Raw genomic sequence first — 23,340 nt, 5'->3', positions numbered from 1 at the left:
GCTGATCTTCGCTCTTCACGTTAGCGTCGAACGGTGGGGGTGAATAGCAGTTTCGGAGAAAAGCATGTGACCTGGAAGTTGCGATTGCAGGCAGGCGGGACGCGTGCCGTCGCGAGAATTGGGTTGCGGTGGGCGAGGGCGTTGACTCTACTTTAGGCACAGTGAACAACAACAGGCGTTATGTTAAACTGAGCCCCATGGCATTGCTCTGCCAAGATGCCGTTTCGTCCGAATCCCTTCGCTCATGACCGACGCACGAATTGCTTTGCGTTCCTTGGCCATCTGGGCCGTCTGCCTTCCCTTGGCTCTGGTCTTGGGTTACTTGCTGGCCAACCCGTTGGACATGGGCAGCTTCACCTTTTTTTCGGTAGTCCTGCTGCTGATTAGCACGCCGATTTTGCTGCGGTTCCATTATCCACTGATGTTGCTGGCGTGGAACATGGGCATGGTGCTGTTCTTTCTGCCGGGCAGCGCTAACTCATGGCTCGTGGCCATCACAGCCAGCTATGCACTTTCATTTACCCATCGAATTATGGACAAGAAGGTTCGCTTTTTGTCCGTGCCACAATTAACGATGCCCTTGCTGGCGCTGGGCGCCGTCGTTTTTGTTACCGCTCTGCTTCGTGGTGGGTTTGGCATGAGAGCCTTTGGTGGAGAAGAAGTCGGCGGGAGACGCTATATGTGGATATTTATTGCGATCTTGGGTTATTTTGCCCTGACGACGCAAAGTATTCCTCGAGATAAGTCGGTCAAGTATATGGGGCTGTTCTTCCTTGGGGGGCTGGCTCCCATGCTTGGCGATCTTTACGGAGTCCTGCCGTCATTCATGAATTTTCTATTCTACTTTTTCCCGCCTTCGTCCGATTGGTTAGCGAGCTCGTATGGGGGGGTCAACCGATTTGAAGGAATTAGGAATGCATCATTTGCGGTATTTTGCTTTATGCTGGCTCGCTATAGCATACGAGGCATGCTTGCGCCGGGGCGCAAATATCTCTTCGCGTTCATGTGCGCCAGCTGCGTGGCCGGATTGCTGAGTGGGTTCCGTTCCATCCTTATCATATTCGTTCTTACGTTTGCTTTTCAATTCTGGTTGGAAGGCATGCTTCGCACAAAGTGGCTAGGAATTTTTGCGGCAATTTTTGCTGTTGCCTTGGTGGTGGCTTTGCCACTTGTTACGCGGTTGCCGCTCGGTATTCAACGCACGCTCGCTTTTCTGCCGATTCAAGTGGATCATCGGGCCGAGGCAGACGCAGAAGGCTCATCTGAATGGCGGTTGGAAATGTGGCGGGCCGCCATACCGGAAATTCCCAAATACCTGCTTCTCGGCAAGGGCTATTTGTTCACGCGGGAGGACTACGAATATGTTACTGACCGGGCCTTCGGGCAGTTTACCGTGGAGGATCGCGGAGCCTATATTGCGGGCGATTACCACAGCGGTCCCCTTTCCGTGGTCATGCCGCTTGGGATCTGGGGCGTGCTGACTTTTTTGTGGTTTCTTTGGGCGGGTGGGCGGGCCTTGTGGAAGAATTTTCGTTACGGTATCCCGGCGTTACGTAAAATCAACACCTTCCTGCTTGCCTCGTTTTGCGCAAAAATTGTTGTTTTCTTCATCGTCTTCGGGAGCATTTATTCAGACATGTTGCATTTCTGTGGTTTGCTGGGGCTTGGTGTGGCCCTGAATGGCGGCGTAGCATGTCGTTCGGCGCAGGAAGCCGTCATGCCGTCGGAGCCTGTGATGCGCAAACAGCAAGCCGCATACGCGCGCCGGTTGGGAGTGGGGTGAAGAACGAAGATGATTCTGAAACCATACTCGATGATTTGCGATTGGGAGCTGCAGGAGAGCATGAAAATTATCTGTGATTTCAGACGGGTGACTTTGTTTGTGTGCGACCAGCGAGGCAATCGCTTTTCCTCGAAATCAAATGGGAACACGTTGTCGAACTGGAATCGAATTCACCGCCGCCCGTGCCACAGCGGGGTGGGGTGGCGGGCTTGGAATTCTTGCCGCTGACCGCCTGCACCCGCGGTGTGGATGGCGTAGCGGAAAGGTTTCACCTGAAATGCGCCGCGCGCGATCATGCGCAGTTGATGGTGCGCAATCAGCATCGGCTTCAGAACGCGGGCCCAGCGTGGCGTCATTTGATTCCAGAGTTGCGTTTCCTGCTGGTTGGTGGCGCTCAGGCCCAGGTTGGCGCCGGTTTCAGTGAATATGGAGGTGAACGCACGCAGTTCGCCGAATCGCACCCCGCGGGCGACCATCTCTTTGACCCAAAATAAATCACCAATGGCCCGCCATCTGGGGTCGAACCAGAGCGCCTTTTCCTCCAGGACACGTCGGCGGAGAAATGTTGCGCACGTCAAAACGGGGAAACGAAACCAGAGGTGACTGGTATAGGGCTTCATCGCAAAACGGTGGCAGAGGTAGGTGCCGTCCGGATGCAAAACGAGCGCGTCGGCTATGACGACGTCCACGTTCGGGTGGGCGGCGAAGTAATCGCCCACGCGAGCTAGCGCGCCAGGAAGGTATTGCTCATCGCAGTTGAGAAAGGCCACGAGGTCGCCTTGGGCACGTCGCCAGCCACGATTGATGGCGTCATACATGCCGGCATCTTTTTCGACAAAGGCTTTTACGCGTTTATCCTGCGGCAACCAGTCCAGGGTGCCGTCGTCGGATCCGGCGTCCTGCACGATGTGCTCCCAAGTGGTTCCGGCTTGGTCGGCTACTGAGGCGATGCACAACTTGAGCCAGTGGTTGTTCTGGAAGCTGGGCGTGACGATTGAAAACATCATGGATGAAGCGGGTAAGCCAAATGGTTTAATGATTCAGCCTTGGGGTGGACGGGCTCATGCCGTTCATGCGTGGGCCCGGTCGATGGTGTTGGGTTTCTCAAGCTGCAACAAGGCGGTTACAATTCGTTCCGCAACGGCGGCCCAATTATGTCGGGCGAGAAGTCGCTCACGCCAACGACTTGTTTGCCCCGGCGGCACAGCAAGGGCTTCGTTTAAGGCGCGTTCAAATGATTCGAAGGAATCGTTGGCAAACGGGAAACCGCAGTCGCCCATGCTTTCCGTGATGGCCGGGATGGCTGAATAGACGGCCGCCGCTCCGCGCAAGGTGGCTTCGACTGGTGGCATGCCAAAACCTTCGTAGGCGGAGAAATAAACCACCACGGCAGCGCGTTGAAGGATTTGCTCATACTCGGCTGCGGGCAGCCGCAAGTGCTGCGTCCAACCCGGCAGCGACGGCAAGGTCAATCCGGCCGGCAGCGCGCCGACCCACGATACGGGCACATTGCGATTTGAGGCTGCTGACCAGCGTTGCAGATAATCCACGGCCCGCGGCGTTAGCTTGTGGGGCCAACGTCCCGCCAGCACAACGATGCCGTTCCGGAACGCGGCGGCGCCGGCGGGCGGCAAATCAAATCCGATTCCGGCGGTCAGGACGTGCGGTGGCTTCAAATTCCACGTGCGGGCCAGGCGCAGCACTTCGGAGCGGGTGAAATCCGAGTTGGTAAAGATGATGTCCGCCTGGCGCAGGGTGGCGCGAAGACTGCGCAGAAAATAGCCCGCTTCGCGGGCAAAGGGATTGGGCTGGTAGTGTTGTTGGTAATGCTCGTGCATGGCGTCGTGCACGAAAGCAGCCAGACTGACGGGGCAGCGCCGGACAAACGAGGCGAAGCCTTTGGGCAGAAAGAGCCAGTGGTTGCCACTGCGTTTTGCCGCGCGATACGCGCCCCATTGATCCCAGATGATGCGACCGATGCGGCTGGAGGCAGCCCGCGCGTGTGACGTCAGGCCAGCCCTTGAGGGAAAGTTGAGCGCCGTGAGGCTGGGGTTGGAGAAGACCGTGAGCCGTTCGAGTTCCGGGCGGGCGGCCAGTGCCGGGAGCAATTGCGTGGCGACATTCCACACGCCAATCGACTTGGTGTGGTAAAAATTCTGGTCGGCCAGTGAATAGCTCAAGGTCAGGGCCATGCTGGCGACTAGGAATGGTTTTGAAGCCGGGTGAAGTCAAGTGGCGGGATTTGCATTGCGCCGGCCGCAGGGGCGGGGTTTCTTGGCGGGCTGATGCACCCGAATGCCGGAATTCCATCTGCTGAGACGCCTGTGGTTCGCACCCTGCCGGTGTTGGGTTGGCCTCTGTTGGTAACCGATTATGCGGCCCTTGCCGAGTTGTGTCGGGTTTGGGCGCGGCAACCAAATTGCCTGGCCTTGGATTTTGCCAACACCCAGACCGTGACGATGTGTCGCCATGATCCGGAATTTCGCGCGGCCGCCGCAGCCTTGGATTTCGCGGCGCCTGATGGCATGCCGTTGGTTTGGTGCCTTAATCGTGCGGGGGCTGGCCTGAGCGATCGGGTCTATGGTCCGGCGTTCATGCAGTTTTTCCTCCTTCGCGTATCAGGCGAGTTCACGCACTACCTGCTGGGCGGGTCAGAGTTGTGCGGTGCAAAGTTGAGGGAGACATTTGCACGGGCCAACCCTGAGGTCAGATTTGTAGGCAGTTATCATGGTAACTGCGATGCCTCCGGCCGAATGAATCCTGCGGACGAAGCGCGAGTCGTTGAGGAAATCAACCGCCTGTCGCCGGACTTCATTTGGGTGGGGTTAGGCACCCCAAAACAACAGGCCTGGGTGCGGCGCTATCGGTCGCAAATCCGGCGCGGTGTGATTCTGACGGTTGGGTTTGCTTTTGATGTCAACGCAGGGTTGAAGCGGGATCAGCCGATCTGGATGCAGCGGCTGGGACTGGGGTGGCTGTTTCGGCTTAGCTCCGAGCCCAAACGGCTCCTGGGGCGATACCTCAAATACAATTCATTGTTCCTGTTTTATCTGCTGTCTGACGGACTACGGGGGCGCGTAAAGGGAAAGTAAACCGCTCAAAGATCGGACATAGTGACGACTTTTTTGAGCTTTATTCGCGCTTCCAAATCACAAATGCCGTCAGGTTTGACGTGGTTCGATAATTGCCTTCAGACAGGTATTTTCCAAGAGCGCCATCACCGTCATAAACATCGGGGCGGGAGGTGATGATCAGATCGGGCGGCGTTGTGGCGGTCAGCTGGTCTTCGGACGGATTCATCAAATAATACGCCTTGCCTCTTTCCATGGTGTTTCCCGTCGAGAAAGGCACTTGATAATAGACAGCTCCGTTTTGCTCGGCGTTCCACCAGACTGATTTGCCCGAGGCGATCGCCCTCTTAGCAATCGCGGCTGCGCCCCGATAGTCGTCTTTTTGGTGGCGCGATGCAAATCGGAGCGCGAGTGATGATGTGAAGTAGAGCGTAAAAAAGACAGTTACTGTAATCTTTCCCCACCGGCGACGCCGCCAAGTGGCGGCCGCGCCTACAGCAAGCAGCAAGAACACCAACGGAGCCAGGCACATCATATGCCGTCCCAAAACCCGGAAATGAACCAGAGCGCCGGTGGCAAAAATGAATCCTGCCGGTGCGAGTGCGGCCAACAAAATGGCAGCCAGCTTTTTGGCTCCCATCTTTCGCCACAACTCTTGTCCGCCAAAAAAGAGCAAGATGGCCGTCACGCCTGCGTAAAAAACAAGGACAGGCATAAACACTTTGAAAACGCTGAGTCCGCCGCTCCTGATTTCGAGCCGGCCGGGCCCCAAGCCGTCAAATCCCAATAATTCGTAGGCAATAAACGCTAGGTTTTTGAGGTTTGTGGTCGCCAAGGAGGTGGCACGGGCGCCTTGATGCAGAGTCCACAAATAGTAAACTCCCATGCAAAACAGCACAGTCAAGGTAACTGCCCAGACGGCCAGAAAGGTCCGTCCCAACGCCCGGAGTTGATTCAACGGCAACATGACCAGGACCGTAAACAGGGGTGCTGCGGCCAAAATCATGGCGAGCAGGCTGCTGCCGCACAACAACACGAGAGCCGTTGCAAAACTCAAAACCCGCCATCGTTCTCTTGTGATGGCTGCGTCTGGGTGAAGCCGCCAGTGAATAATCACGGCAAAGAGGTAGAGGCTTGTGCCCAATTGCATGGCATAGGGCCGGGCCTCGTTTAGGTAATACCACGTCATTGGGCCCATTGCTGTCGTGAGCAACGCAGTGGTTTGGAGGGTCGGCCGCGAGACCAAGGCTTGGGTCAGCGCCAGCAGGGCGGGCGCAAACCAGAGCAAATTGACGGCGCGAAGCGCCAGTTCGCTTGTGCCAAAAATTTGGCCGCAAACCCAAATCCAAAGCATGTAAAGGGGGGCCTGCAGGTTGGACCCTTTTTCGTAAAAGACCTCCTTCCACCAAGCGGTCAAGGTCGGCTGCTCTGCCGCGCGCGGTGTATACAGTTCATCAATCCAGAAGCTCTCCCGGCTGATTGCCAGCGCGCAAATAATCCCTAGCACGAGAATAAATATCCAAGGCCACCAAGCTGCGCGTTGGGACGCTGAATCGAGTTTATTTGATGAGGTGCTGATCATAACGGTGAAATCGTGGCGTTCATTATTTCTCTGGCACGCGGGGTTCGGTATTTGAGCGGTTCATAAGCCGTTCGCGATGTTAATTCCAAGCCGTATTCCATGGGGAAGCTCGGATTTGCCCAGCAAAACACTCCAGAATGCGATTCTCTTTCAATAGCTATCGGCCAATTTCCTTATGAATTCGGCGAGGCGAATCCTCCAAGATACGCATCAGTTCGCTGCCATGATGAACGGACAGGCGGATGATTTCACACACCTGCTCAATTTCATTTGCGGTCATGCTTTCACCAGTCGGCAGCACCAGCACTCCGGCACTGACGCGTTCGGTGTTCGGCAAAGCCGCGGCGGCGTCGGGAAAGAGTGTCCGGTAGGGTTCCATGCGGTGGACTCCGGGATAGAAGTAACGGCGGGCAATCACGTTTTCCGCCCACAGCACGTCCAGCAATCGGTCTCGTGAAATGGGACACGCCTGGGGATCTGCATCAATGACCACATATTGATAATTCAATCTTGCAGCCAATGGGTATTCAAGCACGCGAATTCCCGGAACATCTCCGAGCAGCTCTCGATATAAACGGTGGTTCTGCTGATTGCGTGCGATGAACCTGTCCATGGACTCCAACGAGGTCAGCCCCATTGCGGCGCTGAACTCGTTCAGCTTCGCATTCATCCCGACATGCTGGACGTCGTCAAACCCGACAAAGCCAAAATTGATCATCATTCGTGCCACTTGGGCCAGGTCGTCATGGTTGGTGACGAGAGCGCCTCCTTCGAGACTGTTTACGAATTTTGTGGCGTGAAAACTAAACACTTCAGCGTCTCCAAAACCGCCGACGGTTCCATCTTCATTGCTGCAACCGAAGGCATGCGCGGCATCAAAGAAGAGCTTTAAACGGTGCGTTTGGGCCAGCTTTTCCAATGTCCGGACGGGGCAGGGCTGGCCCCAGAGATGGACTCCAAGAATTGCGGTGGTCCGCTCCGATATCAAACGTTCGACGCTCGCAGGGTCAATCAGGTGGGTGACCGGGTCAACGTCGGCGAAAACGGGTGTGATGCCCTGCCACTGTAGCGCGTGTGCGGTGGCAACGAATGTGAAGGCTGGAACAATGACTTCACCTTTCAGGCCCAGTGCGCGGATGGCGATTTGGAGTGCGCTCTCACCATTGCACATGGCGACACAATGTCTGGTGCGGGTCAAGGTGGCGACTTGGCGCTCAAATTCCCGCAAATAGCAGCCGGAATTGGTCAACCAGCGGCGATCGAGAATGTCATTGAGCCGTTGCAGCAACTGTGCCCGATCGCCCAAGTTGGGGCGGCCGACATGGAGTTTCTCTGCAAAAGCCGGCTTGCCGCCGGCTACCGCCAATTTTGCGAGCGAATTGTTTTTCATCATGCCCCATCCATCCGGCGCACCAGCCGTGCGGGCACGCCGTAAGCCAAAGTGTTTTCAGGAATGTCTCGCACCACCACCGCACCAGCTCCAACAGTCGCGCCTGAACCAATCCGGATGTTTTCAATCACCGTGGCGCCGATGCCAACCCACGCCCCGTTGCCCACAGACACGCCGCCCGCCAGATGAACGCCCGGACAGATATGAGCGCCGTCGGCAATTGTGCAATGATGATCGACGCTGGCGCTGGTGTTGATAATGACGCATTCGCCAATGCAAACACCGGGCGTGACGACCGCGCCTGGAGCGACAAAAGTTCCCGCGCCAATTTGCACGTTGACGGCCACGTCGGCGGAAGGGCTGATAATGGTGACCAGCGAAAAACCCAGTTCTTTGGCGCGGGCGGCCGCTTTGATGCGTGCCGCATTGTTGCCGATGGCGACATGCAGATGCTTCACGCCGGCGGCGTGAAGTTTTACCAGTTCGGCTTGTCCACCGAGAATTGTTCCGCCGCCGAAGGGTTGTCCCTTGCGTGTTGGATTGATGTCGTCGATGAAACCAGCCAGCTGATGATTTGTGCCTCTTTGGATGATGTCCGCCACAACGGCGGCATGCCCACCGGCTCCCCAGACTATGAGTTTGACTCTTGATTTCATCGGCTGTCCCCGTTTGTGACGGACTGGCGGGCCTTGGGTGGAGTGTGAACTTCTCGGACGAGATACAGTGGGCGGATGCGTGTCTGCTCCAAATTCCGCCATAAGTATTCTCCCAGAATTCCAATGGTGAGCATTTGTATGCCACCGACCAGAAGAATTACGATCATCAAGGACGTCCACCCTGCGATGGCAGTGCCATAGAAGACACGTTGAAATACCAGCAGCACTGAAGCGATGCAGGCCAGCACACAAAAGCCTGCGCCTGCCCAAGCTGCCAGTCGCAAAGGGAACGCCGTATAAGCTGTGAAGCCATCCAAAAAATAGCTGATTTTTCGGGCGAGCTTCCATTGGCTTTTGCCTTTGAGGCGTTGCCGGCGCAAATACGGGATTAGGAACGGCTTGGTGCCCGGCCAAAGCACCTGACCTTGGAGGAAAACATTCCGTTCGTTGACCGATAGGACAGTGTCCAGCAGCTGGCGATCCATCAGGAAATAGTCGAAACCTCCAATGGGCATCGTGCCGATCGCAAGCTTGCGCATCGCACTGTAAAATGCCCATGAGGTCCATTTCCGAAACCAACCCTCTTCCCGGCCGGCTCGCACGGCTAACACCAGTTTCTCGCCGCTCAGCCAAGCTTTGACCATTTCAAGAATCAGTTCGGGCGGATCTTGCAGGTCGGCCGACATGGTGACCACTGCCTCACCGTGCGCCGTGCGATAGCCGGCGAACAAGGCCGCCACCTGTCCAAAATTGCGCCACAAATCTACGATGGTGACCGGGTATTTGCTCTGGGACTGAATCTTAATGAGTTCGGCGCAGGAATTATCAGTGGAGCCGTCGTTAACGAAAACAAGATCGGCTGTCACGTCCGGCGGCAAGGACTCCAGCACCGCACTGACAGCTGCGTGACAGTCAGGCAGGTTGAGTTCGTTTTGATAAACCGGTATTACGATGGACAATCGCCGTTGCATTTTTGCGGTTTGTTCACCTATGGGTGCCTCTGGCTCCTGCCTCATACTGTGGCTAAAGTTCGCGCTAAGGCTATAGAAGGAGGCGTCCCGATTCCATGCTCATTATTTGAGCGAGTTTTGATCGGTGGCGAGTGGGTCACCCGTTCTCAAACATTGCATTGGCATGGTCTGGGGCGGCGGCATTGGGGGTGCGGCATAAACAAAAAACTGAATTTCATTGAGACCCGCTGGTCAATGAGCTAGTGGTGCAAACTCGAATGCAAGCCGCAACTGATGCCATTGTTCGTGACGGGGTGGTCGAGTCCATTTGGGTTGAGTGCATGTCGTGTTGGGGAGCTTTGCCAAACAAGGGGTTGTTTTTCGGTTTATTGGGCGCATGGGTGATGTTGTTTCAGGTTTTGGGCAATGGCACGTTTGGCTATGTGGATACCCCGTCGTTGTTTGGTTGGGTGTGGACCATCAATGTGCACACCAATGTCCAAACGGAGCAGGGGCCAGGCCTGTTATCTCCCTTTTTGGTATTGGCGCTGTTCTGGCTGAAGCGCCGGGATCTGCTAACGGTGGAGAAAGAAACGTGGCCTCCGGGTTTGGGCTTGGTGGTGGTTGCTCTATTCATGCATGGTGTTGGTTACCTCGTTCAACAACCCCGCCTTTCAATCATCGCTTTTTTTGTCGGAGTTTATGGCATGATGGGGCTAGCGTGGGGACCTCGCTGGTTGCGGGCCAGTTTTTTTCCCTTTTTTTTGTTCCTGTTCATGGTGCCGTTGCAGGGGGTGGACACGGTGGTGACCTTTCCGTTGCGGATGTTGGTGACCGTGATCGTTGAGTTTGTCTCTCATTATCTACTGGGACTGGATGTGATCCGGGTGGGCACGGGGCTGTTTGATGCCTCCCAGACGTATCAATATGACGTGGCTCCGGCCTGCAGCGGGCTGCGGAGTCTGACCGCAATCTTTTTTCTGGCCACAGTCTATGGCTATGCACTGTTCCGGGCCTCATGGCGTTGGATGGCGATGTTGCTGGCCTCCTTTCCACTGGCCGTTTTTGGCAACGCCGTTCGCCTCTTGTTGATCGTTTTGACGGCAGATTTGTTCGGGAAAAGCGCCGGAGATTGGGTGCATGAGAACATGGTGGTCAGCCTGTTGCCGTATGTCCCTGTGATCGTCGGTTTGGTGTATCTCGGGCGCCGGCTGGATTCGTCTGCCCGGAAAAAGTCCTCACAGGAGGCTGCGGCGTGAAACGGCGTGAAGCCATCCTGCTGGCAGTTGGGCTGCTGTTGATTGCGGCCAGCGCTGTGGCCTTGAGGCAATTCAAGGAAAAGCAGCGGCTCGGTTTGCCCGGTGTCAAAACGGCACCCATTCCGGGCAGTGCGCGGTTGCAGATCGAGATGCCTACCAACGTGCCCGGTTACCAGGCGGAGGCGCGCGAAATGGACAAAACGGTTGTGGATGCGCTTCCGGCGGACACCAGCTTCGGCCAGGTTTATTATCGCGATCCCACGCAACCGGACGGCCCGCCGATCATGGCCACGACGGTTTTGATGGGCACGGACCGGACCAGCATTCACAAGCCGCAGTTTTGCCTGCCGGGCGCCGGTTGGAACATCGACGACTCACGAAGCGCACTGACCACGGTGCACTTGGATCATCCCAAGCCGATGGACCTGCCGGTGATGAAGCTGGTGGCCACGTTGACGCGCGAGGAGAATGGACGGAAAGTCAATTACTCGGGCATCTATGTTTACTGGTTCGTGGCGCACGACGCCGTCACGGCCGAACATTGGAAGCGCATGTGGTGGATGACGGAGGAACTGGTCAAAACCGGCGAGCTGCAGCGTTGGGCTTATATTTCGTATTTTTTGCCCTGCCTGCCTGGCCAGGAAGATGAAGCTTTTGCACGCATCAAAAAGCTAATGAAGGTGACCGTGCCACAGTTTCAGACCGCCTGGCCCACACCCGCCCCAACCGTGGCGGACGCGCGATGATGAACCTTGGTAGTTGGCCCGGGTTGCGTTGCGGCCGGCGGTTGCTAGCATAACTCTCCCGAAAGGGTTGCGCATCCATGCTCCGTCGGCATCGCCTTATTCGCATGCAAATCCATCAGTTGATGGATGCGTGTCTCTTTGCGGCCGGCTTTTGGGTGGCGTCGACGGTGCGCGCAAACCCAAATGTTATTGAGAGGCTGCGATTGGATCCCGCCCCGCCAGACGAAGGGTTGTTTTGGATTTTCCTCTTCTTGGTTCCTGCAGCACCCATGATCCTCGAATGGCAGGGGTTCTATAACCGACCTTTGGTATCGCCGCGTCGGGCTGTGGTGCTGCCGCTGTTGCGGGCCAGCGCGGTGACCACGGGGTTGCTGATTCTGTCGCTCTCGCTGCTGCACATTACGTTTGCCCGTGTGGTGGTTGGTTTGTTTCCAGCCATTGCCTTTGCCCTGGTCCTGCTCAAGGAGGAGGTTTTGCGTGCGCTTTACCGAAGCCGGCTTGGGGTGGCCCGTTTGCGACCACGCTTCCTGCTGGCCGGCACGCCGGAGGAAACGGAGAAGATGCGCCGCCAACTGGCATCGCACCGGGATGAGGAGGTGGACGTTATGGCCGTGCTCGAACTGGATCAGACGTCGCCCGAGCAACTCGTGCAAATGCTCCATAAATACGCCATCAACGGTGTTCTGGTCAGCGCCCGACATACTTTGTTTGACCGGGTGGAGGAGTTCGTGCGGGTGTGTGAACTGGAGGGCGTCGAAGCGTGGCTGGTGGCGGATTTCTTCAAAACCCAGATTTCCCGGCCGACCTTCGACGAATTTTACGGCCGGCCAGTTTTGGTGTTTCGCACCACGCCGGAGGCCTCGTGGCAGGGGGTCGGCAAGCAATTGCTCGACTTTCTCGGCGCGTTGCTGCTCCTGCTCGTGAGTTCCCCGATCATGCTCGGGGTTCCCCTTCTGATCAAATTGACCTCGCGCGGGCCGGTCTTCTTCCGGCAGGAGCGGGCGGGCCTGAATGGGCGGCCGTTCACCATGTATAAATTCCGCACGATGGTTACGAATGCCGAGCAATTGAAGCAGGAGCTGGCGCAGCTCAACGAAATGACCGGGCCCGTTTTCAAGGTTACCAATGACCCACGCATCACTCCGTTGGGTCGCTGGCTCCGCAAATTCAGCATCGATGAGTTTCCCCAGCTCTTCAATGTTTTGCGCGGCGAGATGAGCCTGGTGGGTCCACGTCCGTTGCCGGTGGACGAGGTGGCGCGGTTCGACGACATGTCGCATCGACGCCGTCTTAGCGTGAAACCGGGGCTGACGTGTTTGTGGCAGGTCAGCGGCCGCAACAACGTTAAAGACTTTCGCGACTGGGTGCGGCTCGACTTGGAATACATCGACAACTGGTCCCTCTGGCTGGATTTGAAGATTTTGGCGCGCACCATTCCGGTCGTCCTGCTGGGAGCGGGCGCCAAGTGAAGCTTCCATAGGATTTCAGACAACCCAACCCATTACCCACATGACTCAGCCGAAGAGAATTCGTCGGGCGAAATCGCAACCCGTTTCCGTGGTGACTGGCGCCGCTGGTTTCCTCGGGTCGCACTTGACCGACCTTTTGATCGCCCGTGGCCACAAGGTGATCGGAATCGACAACTTTGTTACCGGCACGGTGGACAATATCGCCCATCTGGCGGGCAATCCCAATTTTCGGTTTCTTCAGCAGGATGTCACCGAATTTATCTTTCTCGACGGGCCGGTGGATTACGTTTGGCATTTTGCCTCGCCGGCCAGTCCGATTGACTATCTCGAACTCCCGATTCAGACCCTGAAGGTGGGTTCTTTGGGCACGCACAAGGCGCTTGGCCTGGCCAAACACAAGGGCGCTCGTTTTCTCATTGCGTCCACGTCTGAAATCTACGGCGACCCGCTAGTGCACCCGCAGCGGGAGGAATATTGGGGCAATGTGAACACCATCGGCCCGCGCGGCTGTTATGATGAAGCCAAGCGGTTTGCCGAGGCGATGACCATGGCCTATCACCGGGAGCACGGCGTGCCGACGCGAATTGTGCGCATCTTCAACACCTATGGACCGCGCATGCGCTTGCGCGATGGTCGCGTGGTGCCGGCCTTCGTCAGCCAGGCATTGACGAACAAACCCATCACGATATTTGGCGACGGCAAACAAACACGCAGTTTTTGCTACGTCGCCGATCTCATCGAGGGGATTTATCGTCTGATGATGTCCGCCTACGCCCTGCCGGTGAACATCGGGAACCCGCACGAACTGACGATGGTGGAGTTTGCGCGCGAAATCATCCGGGCTACCGGATCCAGGAGCCGGCTCACCTTCAAACCGTTGCCGCAGGATGATCCCAAGCAGCGCCGGCCGGACATCACCAAGGCGCGCACCTTGTTGAAGTGGGAACCGCAGGTGCCGCTTGCTGAGGGGTTGAAAAAGACCATTGAATACTTTCGTTCCCGCGTCTGAGCGGTGGTGTTTTGCCAGCCCGGAGGTTGTGAGGCGGGGATTTTCTGTTTGACCGCCGGAGCAAAATTGCGGAAACAAGCTGGTGTCACAGCGCAAATTATCAGGCCCGGTTAAACTCTAATTTGGACGGCGACGCAGATGTTGAACACAAAGAATTTTTTGGCCATCGACTTCGGGGCTGGGAGCCTGAAGCTCGCCGAATTCGAGGTGGATGAGGCCGGCGTGTTGCGTCTGCTGCAGTTTGGCATCAAGCCGCTTGGGGCCGAAGGCGCGCAGGAGTCCAAGCGCGAGGCGGTCGTGCTAAAGGCCCTGCAGGAACTCATCGCCGAGCGGGGAATCAAGGCCAACAGCGTCAACGTTTGTGCCCCCGGTTTCCACGTTTTCTCCAAGTTCGTCAAACTCCCGCCGGTCGATTCCAGCAAGGTCACCCAAATCATCCAATACGAAGCCCAGCAAAACGTTCCCTTTCCGCTGGCCGAGGTGGTGTGGGATTACCAGATTCTGGGCGCCACGCCGACGGGCGAATTGGAGGTCTTGCTCGTCGCCATCAAGGCGGATGTGGTGGAAGGCCTGTTTCACGCCACCGAAGCCGCCGGGTTGTCGCTGCAAATCACCGATGTTTCACCCGCCGCCCTGTGCAACGCATTTCGCTACAATTATGGCGACTTGGACGACTGCACGATGCTCCTGGACATTGGCGCCAAGACCAGCAATTTGCTGTTCTTCGAGAAAGGGAAAGTTTACGCCCGGAGCATCAATTTGGGCGCCAATTCCATCACGCAGGATTTTGCCAACGAGTCAAAACTCCCGTTCCCCAAGGCGGAGCAGATCAAGATTGACGAAGGATTTGTGAGCTTGGGCGGCGCCTACGAGGAGCCGGAGAACCCACACCAGGCGGCCATTTCCAAGATTGCCCGCCAGTTCATGACGCGGCTGCACATTCAGGTCAATCAGACGATGCAGTTTTATCGCGGGCAGCAGGGCGGTTCCGCGCCCCAGCGCCTTTTCTTGTCGGGCGGTGCGTCCGTCATGCCCTACACGGCGCAGTTCTTCGCTGAGAAGCTCAACGTGCCGGTGGAGTATTTCAACCCGTTCCGCAATTTGCAGATCGATCCGGGAGTCAACTTGGAGGAACTGGCCCGGGTGGCGCATTGCATGGGCGAAGTGGTGGGTTTGGGACTGCGCAATCTGGCCAACTGTCCGGTCGAGTTGAATCTCATGCCGGAAAGCACCTTGCGCTGGCAGAGTTTTAATCAGAAAAAGCCCTATTTCATTTTGACCGTGCTCAGTTTGGTGCTGGTGGTTGCGGCCACCGGCTGGCTCTTTTCCAAACTGGCGGACGTCAAAGAGCGGGAATACACCACCTTGAGTGAGAAGGTGCAGCCGCTGCAACAGCGGGAACAACTGTTCAAGCTTGCGTATGCCGATCTGAACAAGGCAACGAATGACCTGGCACAGGTGACGACGTGGATCGACGACCGTTATTATTGGGCGGACGTTCTGGCCGAATTACGGCGCATCCTGGCGCGGGTGGAAGACAGCACGCAGAAGAAGCTCGGGGCCGACACTGGCGTCTGGATTGAAAAATTTACATCCATGCCCAGCCTGGGCGCCGCCGGTCTCGGTGGGGCGGGAATGGGAACGATTACGCCTCCTGGGGCCACGCCCGCCTTGCCGATGGGCTTGCCGCCTGAACTGGCCGCCCGCTACATGCGGCGCATGCCGGGCGAGGTGCCAGTTGCGCCTCCGCCGAATCCAAACGGGATGCCGGGCGCGGAGCCGGGCATGACGCCGGACGGCATGGGGCAACCAGGCATGCCGGGAGTGGGTGGCGCCCCCGTGGCCAATACGAATGAGATATCCTCCGTGGAACTGGTGTGTCGCTCGGTCGATGTGGAAATGAACGGGGTGAAAATCGCCCGCGAGGTGGTTCCGTTCGCCCTGCAAGCCGAGTTGAGCGCCAGTCCGTTGTTCAATTCCACCAACATCGTCCTGTCCCCGCAGGTCACACCCGACGATGCAAACATGACGTTTTCCTTCGGCGTCACTCTCGGCCTGAAGCGTCCCCTCAAGCTCTAGTATGGACTGGATCAAGCGAAATCTGATGTTCGTCATCGGCGCCGTCGTGGCGCTGGCGCTGATGGGGCTGGCCGGTTTTTACCTCTACTCCAGCATGGGTAAAAACGCTGCCGCCTTCGAGAAGCTTGATGCCGAATATCACGAACTCGAGCGTTTGAACCGGCAGAGCCCGCATCCCGGCAACGAAAAGACGGACAACATCAAAGCCGCGCGGCAGGAACAACAGGAAGTGCGCGCGTTCATTGGGCAGACCGCCAAAGTCTTCAAGCCGATTCCCCGCATTCCGGATGCGACCAACATCAACAACGCCATGCTGGCGGGGGCCTTGCGGCGCACCATTGACGAAATGCGCAAGGAGGCCGCCCGCGGCGGGGTCGAGCTGGCCACCAACTACTACTTTTCATTCACGGCCGAACGGGACCGGATTATGTTTGACCGCGCCGGAGTGCCACCGCTGGCGACCCAGCTGGGCGAAGTAAAGGCCATCTGCGACATTCTCTTCGCCGCCCGCATCAACGCCCTGGATGGCATCCGGCGCGAGCGGGTTTCGGTGCATGACAACGAGGCCCAGGCGACCACCGATTATTTGGATCGGACGACGGTGACCAACGACGTTGCTTTGATTTCGCCTTACGAGGTTTCCATCCGTTGCTTCAGTTCCGAGCTGGCCGGCGTTCTCTCCGGTTTCGCCTCCTCGCCTTACGGCTTCATTGTGCGCGGCATCAACGTGGAGCCGGCGGCGGCCACGGGCATGATGGGAGGCGAGCCGGGCGTGAACGTGGACCTCGCAACCCCAACCTATGTTCTGCCGCCCGTAATGCCGGAATCCGCCTTGAATCGCCGCTACGGGGCGCGCTACGGAGCCATTCCCGGCGAAGGCGGTTATCCGCGGCGGCCCGTTTATGCGCCGGTGGCCGCGCCAACGGCCGTGCCCGGCCGGGGCGGGTTGCCGACGCTGCTCGATGAGAAACAACTTCGGGCAACCTTGTTGATCGAGGTGGTTAAGCTGACCTCCAAGAAATAGCGCCATGGATTTCATCAAAAAGAACTGGGAGAAGGTTTTGCTGGGCGTGGTGCTGCTCGGCTTGGCGGTGGCGGTGGCCTTCCTGCCGCTGAAAATCGCCAGCGAAAAGGAACTGATGCAGGAGACGCGGAACCGCATCTTGAATCCGCAAATCAAACCACTGCCGCCGGTGGACCTCACCTTGGCGCAGGCTTCGTTGAAGCGGGCTGAGTCCCCGATGATGCTGGATTTCTCCACGGGCCACCGGTTGTTCAACCCGGTGCTCTGGCAAAAAACCACCGACGGGCGGCCGTTGAAGGTGCAAAGCGGCAATGAAATCGGACCCGCCGCGCTGTTGGTCGTCCGCACCGCGCCGCTCTACACCATCATCAGTTTCGACAACGTGATCACCAACGAAACCGGTGCGCGTTACGCCATTGGCATCGAGCGGCAGGCGGCCGAAAAGCTGGCCGACCGGCGCAAGCGGCAAACCTACGCGTCGATCGACACCAAGACCGAGTTTTTCACACTAACGGGCATCAAAGGCCCGGCGCAAAATCCCACCGACCTGGTCATTGATCTGGCTGATTCGGATGACGAGATCACCGTGGCGCGCAACAAGCCCTTCAAGCGCATCGATGGCTATCTCGCGGATTTGAAGTATCCGCCCGAGAATCGTTCCTGGCCCAACCGCCGGGTGGGCGACAAGCTCACATTCGCCAGCGAAGAATACAATATCGTTGCTATCAACGAGACCGAAGTTGTAGTTTCGGCGCGTTCCGGAAAAAAGACCACCGTTCGAATGGACGTGAAGCCTTGATTTGGACGCGGCGGAGAAAATAGAAGCGATCCCATGATTAGAAAAATCGGCATTTCTGTTGGCTTGGCCTTGCTCGTCGTCAGCCCCGTTGGTTTGCCCGCGCAGACAGTGACTGCGGACACGGACGCGGCCGTGCAAGAAGCGGTCAAACGTCAAGCCGACACCATCCTGCTGCGCCAGAAGCTTGCCAAGGCGCAAGACACCGAACGGCGGGGTGACCTGGCCTCCGCAGCCAAACTCTACGAAGACTGCCTCGGACTGGTTCAAAGCATCGGCCCCAATGGCATTGACGCCGAAACGGTGACGGTCGTTCAGGGATTGACCAACGTCCGCATGACGCTCGCCAAGGCGGCGCAAAAGCGCCACGACCCGCGCGAAGCCGACGTGCAAGTTTCCCGGGTCTTGCGCGTCAACCCCACCAATACCGAGGCCATCGAATTCAAGCGCGAAAATGACAAGCTGCTGGACGAGATGAAAGGGCTGATGCCGAGCAAGGAAATGCTCACCCGCGTGCCCGGCTGGACCACGAACCGCGTGGACAACTCCACCAAAGTTCAGGACGCCAAGCTGCTTTACGAAAACGGCAAGTATGACGAGGCGGAGGCAATGTTGGACCAGGTGATGAAGGATGAGCCGGGCAATTTCGCGGCCGCCTACTACACCAGCCTCATCAAGGAGAAGCGGCAGGCCAACTCGATCCTCAAGCGCGAGATCCAAACCAAGCAGCGCATTTTGGACGTGGAAAACGCGTGGGAAATGCCGACTTCCCGGGAATCTCTCCCCGTGCCGAATCCGATGGCGAACACCAATCTGGTTTACACCAGCAAACGCCGGCAGGAGATCATCTCCAAACTCGACCGCATTTACCTCGATTCGGTCATGTATGACGGGTTGCCCCTCAGCGAAGTCCTCCGCAACCTGGGCGAAGAAGCCAAACGCCGCGATCCGGACAAGAAGGGCATCAACTTCCTCATGAGCGCGAATGCCGACACGGCCGCAGCGCCGATTCAGGCGGCCGCGACAACAATCGACCCGGTTACGCAGTTGCCAGTAGCGGCCGCGCCAGTGGCGGCCGAACCGGTGGACATGAGCAGCATCTCCATCAAAATCAATCCTCCGCTCGCCGATATTCGGTTGCAGGATTTGCTGGACATCATTGTCCGCGTCGCGGATCGCCCCATCAAATATTCCATCGAGGACTGGGGTGTTTTGTTCTCGCTGAAGGCCCAGGAAACGACGCCTCTTTACACCCGCACCTTCAAGGTAAATCCCAACACCTTCTGGATGGGGTTGGAAAACGTGCAGGGGGTTCCCTTTGGTGACGTTCAAACCAGCTCGGGCAGCGGCGGCAACAGCGGTGGCGGCAGCTACGGCGGCGGTGGTGGCGGCGGTGTCGGCGGCCAGGGTGGTTCAACCATGATTGTGCCGCGCGTAAGCGTGGCGGGTGGCAGTGCAGGGGGCTACGGTGGCGGTGGTGGCTATGGCGGAGGTGGCGGTGGTGGTGGTGGTGGCTACGGCGGGGGCAGCACGCTGTTCGGCGGCACATCGCTTGGCGGCGGTGGCGCAACGGGTGCTGGCGGAGTTGGTGGTGTCGGTGCCATCGGCGGTGGCAATGCCGGACAACAGGGCGGCGGTGGCTTGTCCTTCATCACCCAGCCGCAAGGTGTGGCCGTGGTGCAACAAGCCGTGCGCGCCTTTTTTGTGAGTCTTGGCGTTGACCTGACGCCGCCAAAGACCGTGTTTTTCAACGACCGTCAAGGCACCCTGATCGTTCGTGCCACCCTGCAAGATTTGGACATCATCGAACAAGCGGTGCAAGTGCTGGATATCGCGCCGCCGCAGGTGAACATCCGTGCCAAGTTTGCGGAAGTGACGCAGAATGACACACGCGCGTTCGGTTTCGATTGGTATCTTGGCAACGTTCTCATGAATGGCGGTGCGATCGGTGCCCAAGGCGGAACGGCGCCTTCTTACAATGGTGCTCCGACGGCTGCCAATCCGAACGGGTTCTTTCCAGGAACATCCACTGAAAACCTGCTGCCACCGGCAGCTTCCGATCAGTTGCTGACGTCCGGATTGCGCAACGCCGCGAATGCGCCGGCGGTTGCAACGTTGACCGGCATTCTGACCGATCCGCAATTCCGCATGGTGGTGCGCGCGCTGGAACAACGCGAGGGCGTTGAGCTGCTGAGCGCACCTGATGTCACGACGGTAAGCGGCCGGCAGGCGCAGCTTCAGGTCGTGGACATTCGCACCATTGTGACCGGAAACGATTTGAATCAAAATTCCAGTGGCGGTGGCAATAATACGCTCGGGGCCAACAATGGCGGTGGTGGTGGCGTGGTCGGTTCCACCCTGAATTACAATACGCAGCCCCTGCCTTTCGGTCCGGTGTTGGATGTCATTCCTTACGTGTCGGCGGATGGTTTTACCATTCAGATGGTTATTATTCCCACCATTACCGAGTTCATCGGCTATGACGACCCGGGCGGCTTCATCCCGCAGGCGCAGTCGGTCTCCAGCGGCGCCGGCGGCGTTGGCCTGCCGTTGACCGCCCAGTTGCCGCTGCCTCACTTCCGAGTGCGGCAGGTGACGACAACCTCGGTCATTTGGGATGGACAAACCATCGTGCTGGGCGGGCTGCTCTCGGAAAACGTGAGCAAGACCAAGGACAAGGTCCCGGTGCTGGGTGATGTGCCTTTCTTTGGCCGGTTCTTCCGGAGCGAGTCGAACGTGACGCAGAAGAAGGATCTGGTGATTTTCGTCACGCCTACAATCATTGATCCTGCCGGCAACCGTGTTCACACCGATGACCAGCTTCCGTTTGCCCAACGGGTGATTCCTCCGCAGCGGCCGGTGGTTCAGGATGGCAGCGCCGGCGCCAAGTAAATTGCCTGCCCTGATTGCGGCGCCGCTGGCATCGATCGAAAGGTGAAGAAAGGGTTTGTTGAAAATGGCAACCCTGCTTCTGGTCGATGGCCATGCCTACGCGTATCGGGCCTTCTACGCCATTCGCAAATTAAATGCTCCGGACGGCAAGGCGACGAATGCCATCTACGGTTTCGTCAAGATGTTCGCCCGGCTGCGCATGTTGGTGGCGCCATCGCACTTGGCGGTGATATGGGATGGCGGGCTGAGCGCGGAGCGGATGGCGGCGCTGCCCGGCTACAAGGCGCAGCGGCCCCCGATGCCGGATGACTTGGAAACGCAGATTGGCAACATTCAGGAATACTTGGAAGCTGCCGGAATCCCCTCGCTGCAACACCCTGGAGTCGAAGCCGACGACATTATCGCCACCTTCGCCTGGCAGGCGGCCCGGCACGACGCCAAGGCGGTCATCGCCAGTTCGGACAAGGATTTTTTTCAATTGATCGGTCCCGCCATTGGTCTCCTCAATCCCGCTGACAAGTCCGAGCGGATTTGGGATGAATCCGATGTGCAAAACAAGACCGGGGTCAGGCCGCCTCAAATTGTGGACTGGCTCAGCCTGATTGGCGACGCGGTGGACAACATTCCCGGCGTGGCGGGAGTTGGGCCCAAGACTGCGGCCGGGTTACTGCAAAGGTTTGGCAGTCTGGACGCGATTTACGCACGCCTGGCCGAGGTGTCATCGGAGCGTTTGCGAACTTCCCTTGCGGAAGCGGAAGCGGCGGTGAGACGCAACCAGGCGTTGATCCGGCTGGACGCCGCCGTGCCCGGATTGAGCCGATGGGATGACTTGATCAACCGGGGTGCGGACTTGGAAAAGTTGTTTGGCCAGTTTCAACGCTGGGGATTTAAGAGCCTTGCGGCGGACGTTGCGGCGTTGCGCGCCCGCCAAGGGGAGTTGTTCGGAGCACTGAACGGAGCATGACCAAGAAAGTTTGGACAGGCCCTGTTGTGCTTGGTAGTGTTCGCACACAGATTACATCATCGCCAAATTCCATGCGCAGAATCGCTATTTTTTGCAGCGGTGCGGCTTGCGTTGTTCCACGCCTTGTGGGCGCGCTGTCGCCATTCATTGCAAACCGCCCAAAATCGGTGTCATGCGCGCTACGCTCCGTCGGGCGTCTTGGAGCGGCGAGTTGTCTGCTGCTGCTTCCGTTTTTGGCAGGCGCTCAAAATGCCTTTTCTCCGGGTGGGAACGAATACCCAATTGTCGGCAATTTGCTCGGTGAGCAAACCTGGCCGCAAGCCGCCGTCAACACCAACGGCGGCGTGCTGGTCTGGCAGGACAACAATGCGGACGGCAACGGTCTGGGCATTCGGGCCTCGCGGCTGAACCCGGGGCTGATGGCGGCGGGCGGAATTTTTCGCGTGAATTCCATCGCCGCAGGTGACCAGGAAAAGCCGCGGGTGGCATTGCTGCAAAACGGTGGCGCGGTGATCGTGTGGCAGGGCGGAACCGTGGGTTTTCAGAAAATTTTTGCCCGTTTTCTCAATCCCACCGGCACCAATTTCGTTGCCAATGACGTGATGGTAAACACCTACACGAACAGCTTTCAAATCGACCCGGCGGTGGCCACGCTGGCAGATGGGAGCGTGATCGTTGTCTGGGCCAGCGACGGACAGGATGGCAGCTACCAGGGCATCTTCGGACAGCGGTTCACCGCGGCTGGTGGGAAGCTGGGTCCGGAATTCCGCATCAACGATTTCACGGCGAACAACCAGCGCTCGCCTGCTGTGGCTGCGCTCAAGGACGGTGGCTTCGTCGTGGTTTGGATTTCGGAGCTGGAACGCAATCTGACGAGCGTTGATGCGTTTGGGCGCCTCTTCAATTCCGCCGGGAACGCAGTCGGCGGTGAATTTTTGGTCAACACGGGCAACGCCATTTGTGCGCATCCGGATATTGCGGCGTCACCCGATGGCGGGTTTGCCGTGGCTTGGTCCGAGCTCAATGTGCCGCGGCAGCAAATTACGGGAACCTTCAGCGGTTCGGCTTATCCTGGGAGCAGTTGGGATGTCATGGCGGAAATCTTCAACGTAAGCAGCGCTGGCGGCAGCGGTCAGACCGCCTCTGTGGTGGCGTCACCCTTCCGGCTGAACACCATGGTCTATGGCAATCAGTATTCTCCAAAGCTCAGCGCGTTTGGGCCTAGCTACCTGGCCACGTGGGTGAGCATGGGACAGGATGCGGCTTGGGAAGGGGTTTACGGCCAGTTTTTCAGCAATTCCGGAAAACTGGCGGGTGTCGAATTCCGGGTCAACACAACGACCGCCGGGCGCCAGTTGCAACCGGCCGTTTGCTCGGATGGCATCAGTCGTTTTTTGGTGACATGGACTTCGTTTGTGGCTGGGACGAGTTTCGATTTGATGGGCCGGGCTTACGACTTGATTCAAGTTTCCATTAATCAGGCGGCCGGGGGATTGAAGATCTCTTGGAATACGCAGCCCGGGAGTGTGTATCAGGTTCAAGTTTCCACGGATTATGTCAACTGGTCGGATTATGGGGCTCCGCGCACCGCAGCGGGTTATGGTGATGCGGTGACCATTAATAATCTGGCCACGGCGGGTATTTTCCGGGTGGTTCGCGTTGAATAACTC

Annotated in this window: 18 protein-coding genes; 12 read left to right on the top strand and 6 right to left on the bottom strand. The window is 57.9% G+C overall.

Translation table 11 applies throughout. The features are described 5' to 3' along the window. Window positions 1-244 precede the first annotated feature (244 nt). Window positions 245-1,783 carry an O-antigen ligase family protein gene (locus VFV96_07740; protein ID HEU5070289.1) on the top strand — a complete coding sequence of 513 codons (1,539 nt, stop codon included), beginning with the start codon at window positions 245-247 and terminating at the stop codon, window positions 1,781-1,783. Between the two features lie 170 nt (window positions 1,784-1,953). Here the strand turns inward: VFV96_07740 and VFV96_07735 are convergent, their stop codons facing one another. Further along, on the bottom strand, window positions 1,954-2,790 hold the full coding sequence (locus VFV96_07735) for a glycosyltransferase family 2 protein (protein ID HEU5070288.1): 837 nt from the start codon (window positions 2,788-2,790) through the stop codon (window positions 1,954-1,956). Between the two features lie 63 nt (window positions 2,791-2,853). Next, entirely contained in the window at window positions 2,854-3,975 is a 1,122-nt protein-coding gene (locus tag VFV96_07730) for a glycosyltransferase (protein HEU5070287.1), read from the bottom strand. A 237-nt stretch (window positions 3,976-4,212) separates the two neighbouring features. On the opposite strand from VFV96_07730, the gene VFV96_07725 reads away from it, so the two are divergent. Further along, window positions 4,213-4,875, top strand: a complete 663-nt coding sequence (locus VFV96_07725) for a WecB/TagA/CpsF family glycosyltransferase (protein HEU5070286.1) — start codon at window positions 4,213-4,215, stop codon at window positions 4,873-4,875. A gap of 40 nt (window positions 4,876-4,915) precedes the next feature. Here the strand turns inward: VFV96_07725 and VFV96_07720 are convergent, their stop codons facing one another. From VFV96_07720 to VFV96_07705, 4 genes are all read right to left on the bottom strand, one after another. Continuing rightward, complete coding sequence (locus VFV96_07720) at window positions 4,916-6,436, bottom strand: hypothetical protein (protein HEU5070285.1); 1,521 nt, start codon at window positions 6,434-6,436, stop codon at window positions 4,916-4,918. 157 nt (window positions 6,437-6,593) lie between these two features. After that, window positions 6,594-7,829, bottom strand: coding sequence for an aminotransferase class I/II-fold pyridoxal phosphate-dependent enzyme (locus VFV96_07715; protein ID HEU5070284.1), 1,236 nt, complete (start codon window positions 7,827-7,829; stop codon window positions 6,594-6,596). Then, window positions 7,826-8,584 (bottom strand): acetyltransferase, encoded by a 759-nt coding sequence (locus tag VFV96_07710; protein HEU5070283.1) that lies wholly within the window; start codon window positions 8,582-8,584, stop codon window positions 7,826-7,828. The genes VFV96_07715 and VFV96_07710 overlap by 4 nt, the downstream gene beginning before the upstream one ends. Then, window positions 8,479-9,441: a glycosyltransferase family 2 protein gene (locus VFV96_07705; GenBank protein HEU5070282.1), complete on the bottom strand. Its 963-nt coding sequence runs from the start codon at window positions 9,439-9,441 to the stop codon at window positions 8,479-8,481. Before VFV96_07705 ends, VFV96_07710 begins: the two co-directional genes overlap by 106 nt. 269 nt (window positions 9,442-9,710) lie before the next feature. On the opposite strand from VFV96_07705, the gene VFV96_07700 reads away from it, so the two are divergent. From VFV96_07700 to VFV96_07655, 10 genes are all read left to right on the top strand, one after another. Beyond that, window positions 9,711-10,691, top strand: coding sequence for an exosortase/archaeosortase family protein (locus VFV96_07700; GenBank protein ID HEU5070281.1), 981 nt, complete (start codon window positions 9,711-9,713; stop codon window positions 10,689-10,691). Continuing rightward, window positions 10,688-11,437 (top strand): exosortase-associated EpsI family protein, encoded by a 750-nt coding sequence (locus tag VFV96_07695; protein HEU5070280.1) that lies wholly within the window; start codon window positions 10,688-10,690, stop codon window positions 11,435-11,437. Before VFV96_07700 ends, VFV96_07695 begins: the two co-directional genes overlap by 4 nt. A 77-nt stretch (window positions 11,438-11,514) precedes the next feature. Continuing rightward, entirely contained in the window at window positions 11,515-12,906 is a 1,392-nt protein-coding gene (locus tag VFV96_07690) for a sugar transferase (protein ID HEU5070279.1), read from the top strand. A gap of 40 nt (window positions 12,907-12,946) precedes the next feature. Continuing rightward, a complete protein-coding gene (locus tag VFV96_07685; protein ID HEU5070278.1) occupies window positions 12,947-13,915 on the top strand; it encodes a UDP-glucuronic acid decarboxylase family protein in 969 nt (322 codons plus the stop codon). Between the two features lie 138 nt (window positions 13,916-14,053). After that, the gene (pilM, locus tag VFV96_07680) at window positions 14,054-15,994 is read left to right on the top strand and encodes a type IV pilus assembly protein PilM (GenBank protein ID HEU5070277.1); all 1,941 of its coding nucleotides are present in this window, start codon (window positions 14,054-14,056) and stop codon (window positions 15,992-15,994) included. A gap of 1 nt (window position 15,995) precedes the next feature. Beyond that, window positions 15,996-17,018 (top strand): Amuc_1100 family pilus-like protein, encoded by a 1,023-nt coding sequence (locus tag VFV96_07675; protein HEU5070276.1) that lies wholly within the window; start codon window positions 15,996-15,998, stop codon window positions 17,016-17,018. Between the two features lie 4 nt (window positions 17,019-17,022). Further along, window positions 17,023-17,817 carry a hypothetical protein gene (locus tag VFV96_07670; protein HEU5070275.1) on the top strand — a complete coding sequence of 265 codons (795 nt, stop codon included), beginning with the start codon at window positions 17,023-17,025 and terminating at the stop codon, window positions 17,815-17,817. Between the two features lie 33 nt (window positions 17,818-17,850). Beyond that, the gene (locus VFV96_07665; protein HEU5070274.1) at window positions 17,851-20,706 is read left to right on the top strand and encodes a hypothetical protein; all 2,856 of its coding nucleotides are present in this window, start codon (window positions 17,851-17,853) and stop codon (window positions 20,704-20,706) included. A gap of 64 nt (window positions 20,707-20,770) precedes the next feature. Then, the gene (locus VFV96_07660; protein ID HEU5070273.1) at window positions 20,771-21,670 is read left to right on the top strand and encodes a 5'-3' exonuclease H3TH domain-containing protein; all 900 of its coding nucleotides are present in this window, start codon (window positions 20,771-20,773) and stop codon (window positions 21,668-21,670) included. A 293-nt stretch (window positions 21,671-21,963) separates the two neighbouring features. Next, on the top strand, window positions 21,964-23,337 hold the full coding sequence (locus VFV96_07655; GenBank protein HEU5070272.1) for a hypothetical protein: 1,374 nt from the start codon (window positions 21,964-21,966) through the stop codon (window positions 23,335-23,337). Window positions 23,338-23,340 lie beyond the last annotated feature (3 nt).

This window comes from Verrucomicrobiia bacterium, from assembly GCA_035765895.1.
In the GTDB taxonomy this organism is placed as follows: domain Bacteria; phylum Verrucomicrobiota; class Verrucomicrobiia; order Limisphaerales; family DSYF01; genus DSYF01.
This window is presented reverse-complemented; position numbering and strand designations above follow the sequence as displayed.

Excerpts from the sequence above, each read along its gene's own strand:
- VFV96_07730 (HEU5070287.1), bottom strand. The coding sequence starts at position 3,975 with ATGGCCCTGACCTTGAGCTATTCACTGGCCGACCAGAATTTTTACCAC.
- VFV96_07675 (HEU5070276.1), top strand. The coding sequence starts at position 15,996 with ATGGACTGGATCAAGCGAAATCTGATGTTCGTCATCGGCGCCGTCGTG.
- VFV96_07740 (HEU5070289.1), top strand. The coding sequence starts at position 245 with ATGACCGACGCACGAATTGCTTTGCGTTCCTTGGCCATCTGGGCCGTC.
- VFV96_07685 (HEU5070278.1), top strand. The coding sequence starts at position 12,947 with ATGACTCAGCCGAAGAGAATTCGTCGGGCGAAATCGCAACCCGTTTCC.
- VFV96_07670 (HEU5070275.1), top strand. The coding sequence starts at position 17,023 with ATGGATTTCATCAAAAAGAACTGGGAGAAGGTTTTGCTGGGCGTGGTG.
- VFV96_07700 (HEU5070281.1), top strand. The coding sequence starts at position 9,711 with ATGCAAGCCGCAACTGATGCCATTGTTCGTGACGGGGTGGTCGAGTCC.
- VFV96_07665 (HEU5070274.1), top strand. The coding sequence starts at position 17,851 with ATGATTAGAAAAATCGGCATTTCTGTTGGCTTGGCCTTGCTCGTCGTC.
- VFV96_07710 (HEU5070283.1), bottom strand. The coding sequence starts at position 8,584 with ATGGCGGAATTTGGAGCAGACACGCATCCGCCCACTGTATCTCGTCCG.
- VFV96_07690 (HEU5070279.1), top strand. The coding sequence starts at position 11,515 with ATGCTCCGTCGGCATCGCCTTATTCGCATGCAAATCCATCAGTTGATG.
- VFV96_07720 (HEU5070285.1), bottom strand. The coding sequence starts at position 6,436 with ATGATCAGCACCTCATCAAATAAACTCGATTCAGCGTCCCAACGCGCA.
- VFV96_07660 (HEU5070273.1), top strand. The coding sequence starts at position 20,771 with ATGGCAACCCTGCTTCTGGTCGATGGCCATGCCTACGCGTATCGGGCC.
- VFV96_07715 (HEU5070284.1), bottom strand. The coding sequence starts at position 7,829 with ATGATGAAAAACAATTCGCTCGCAAAATTGGCGGTAGCCGGCGGCAAG.
- VFV96_07735 (HEU5070288.1), bottom strand. The coding sequence starts at position 2,790 with ATGATGTTTTCAATCGTCACGCCCAGCTTCCAGAACAACCACTGGCTC.
- pilM (HEU5070277.1), top strand. The coding sequence starts at position 14,054 with ATGTTGAACACAAAGAATTTTTTGGCCATCGACTTCGGGGCTGGGAGC.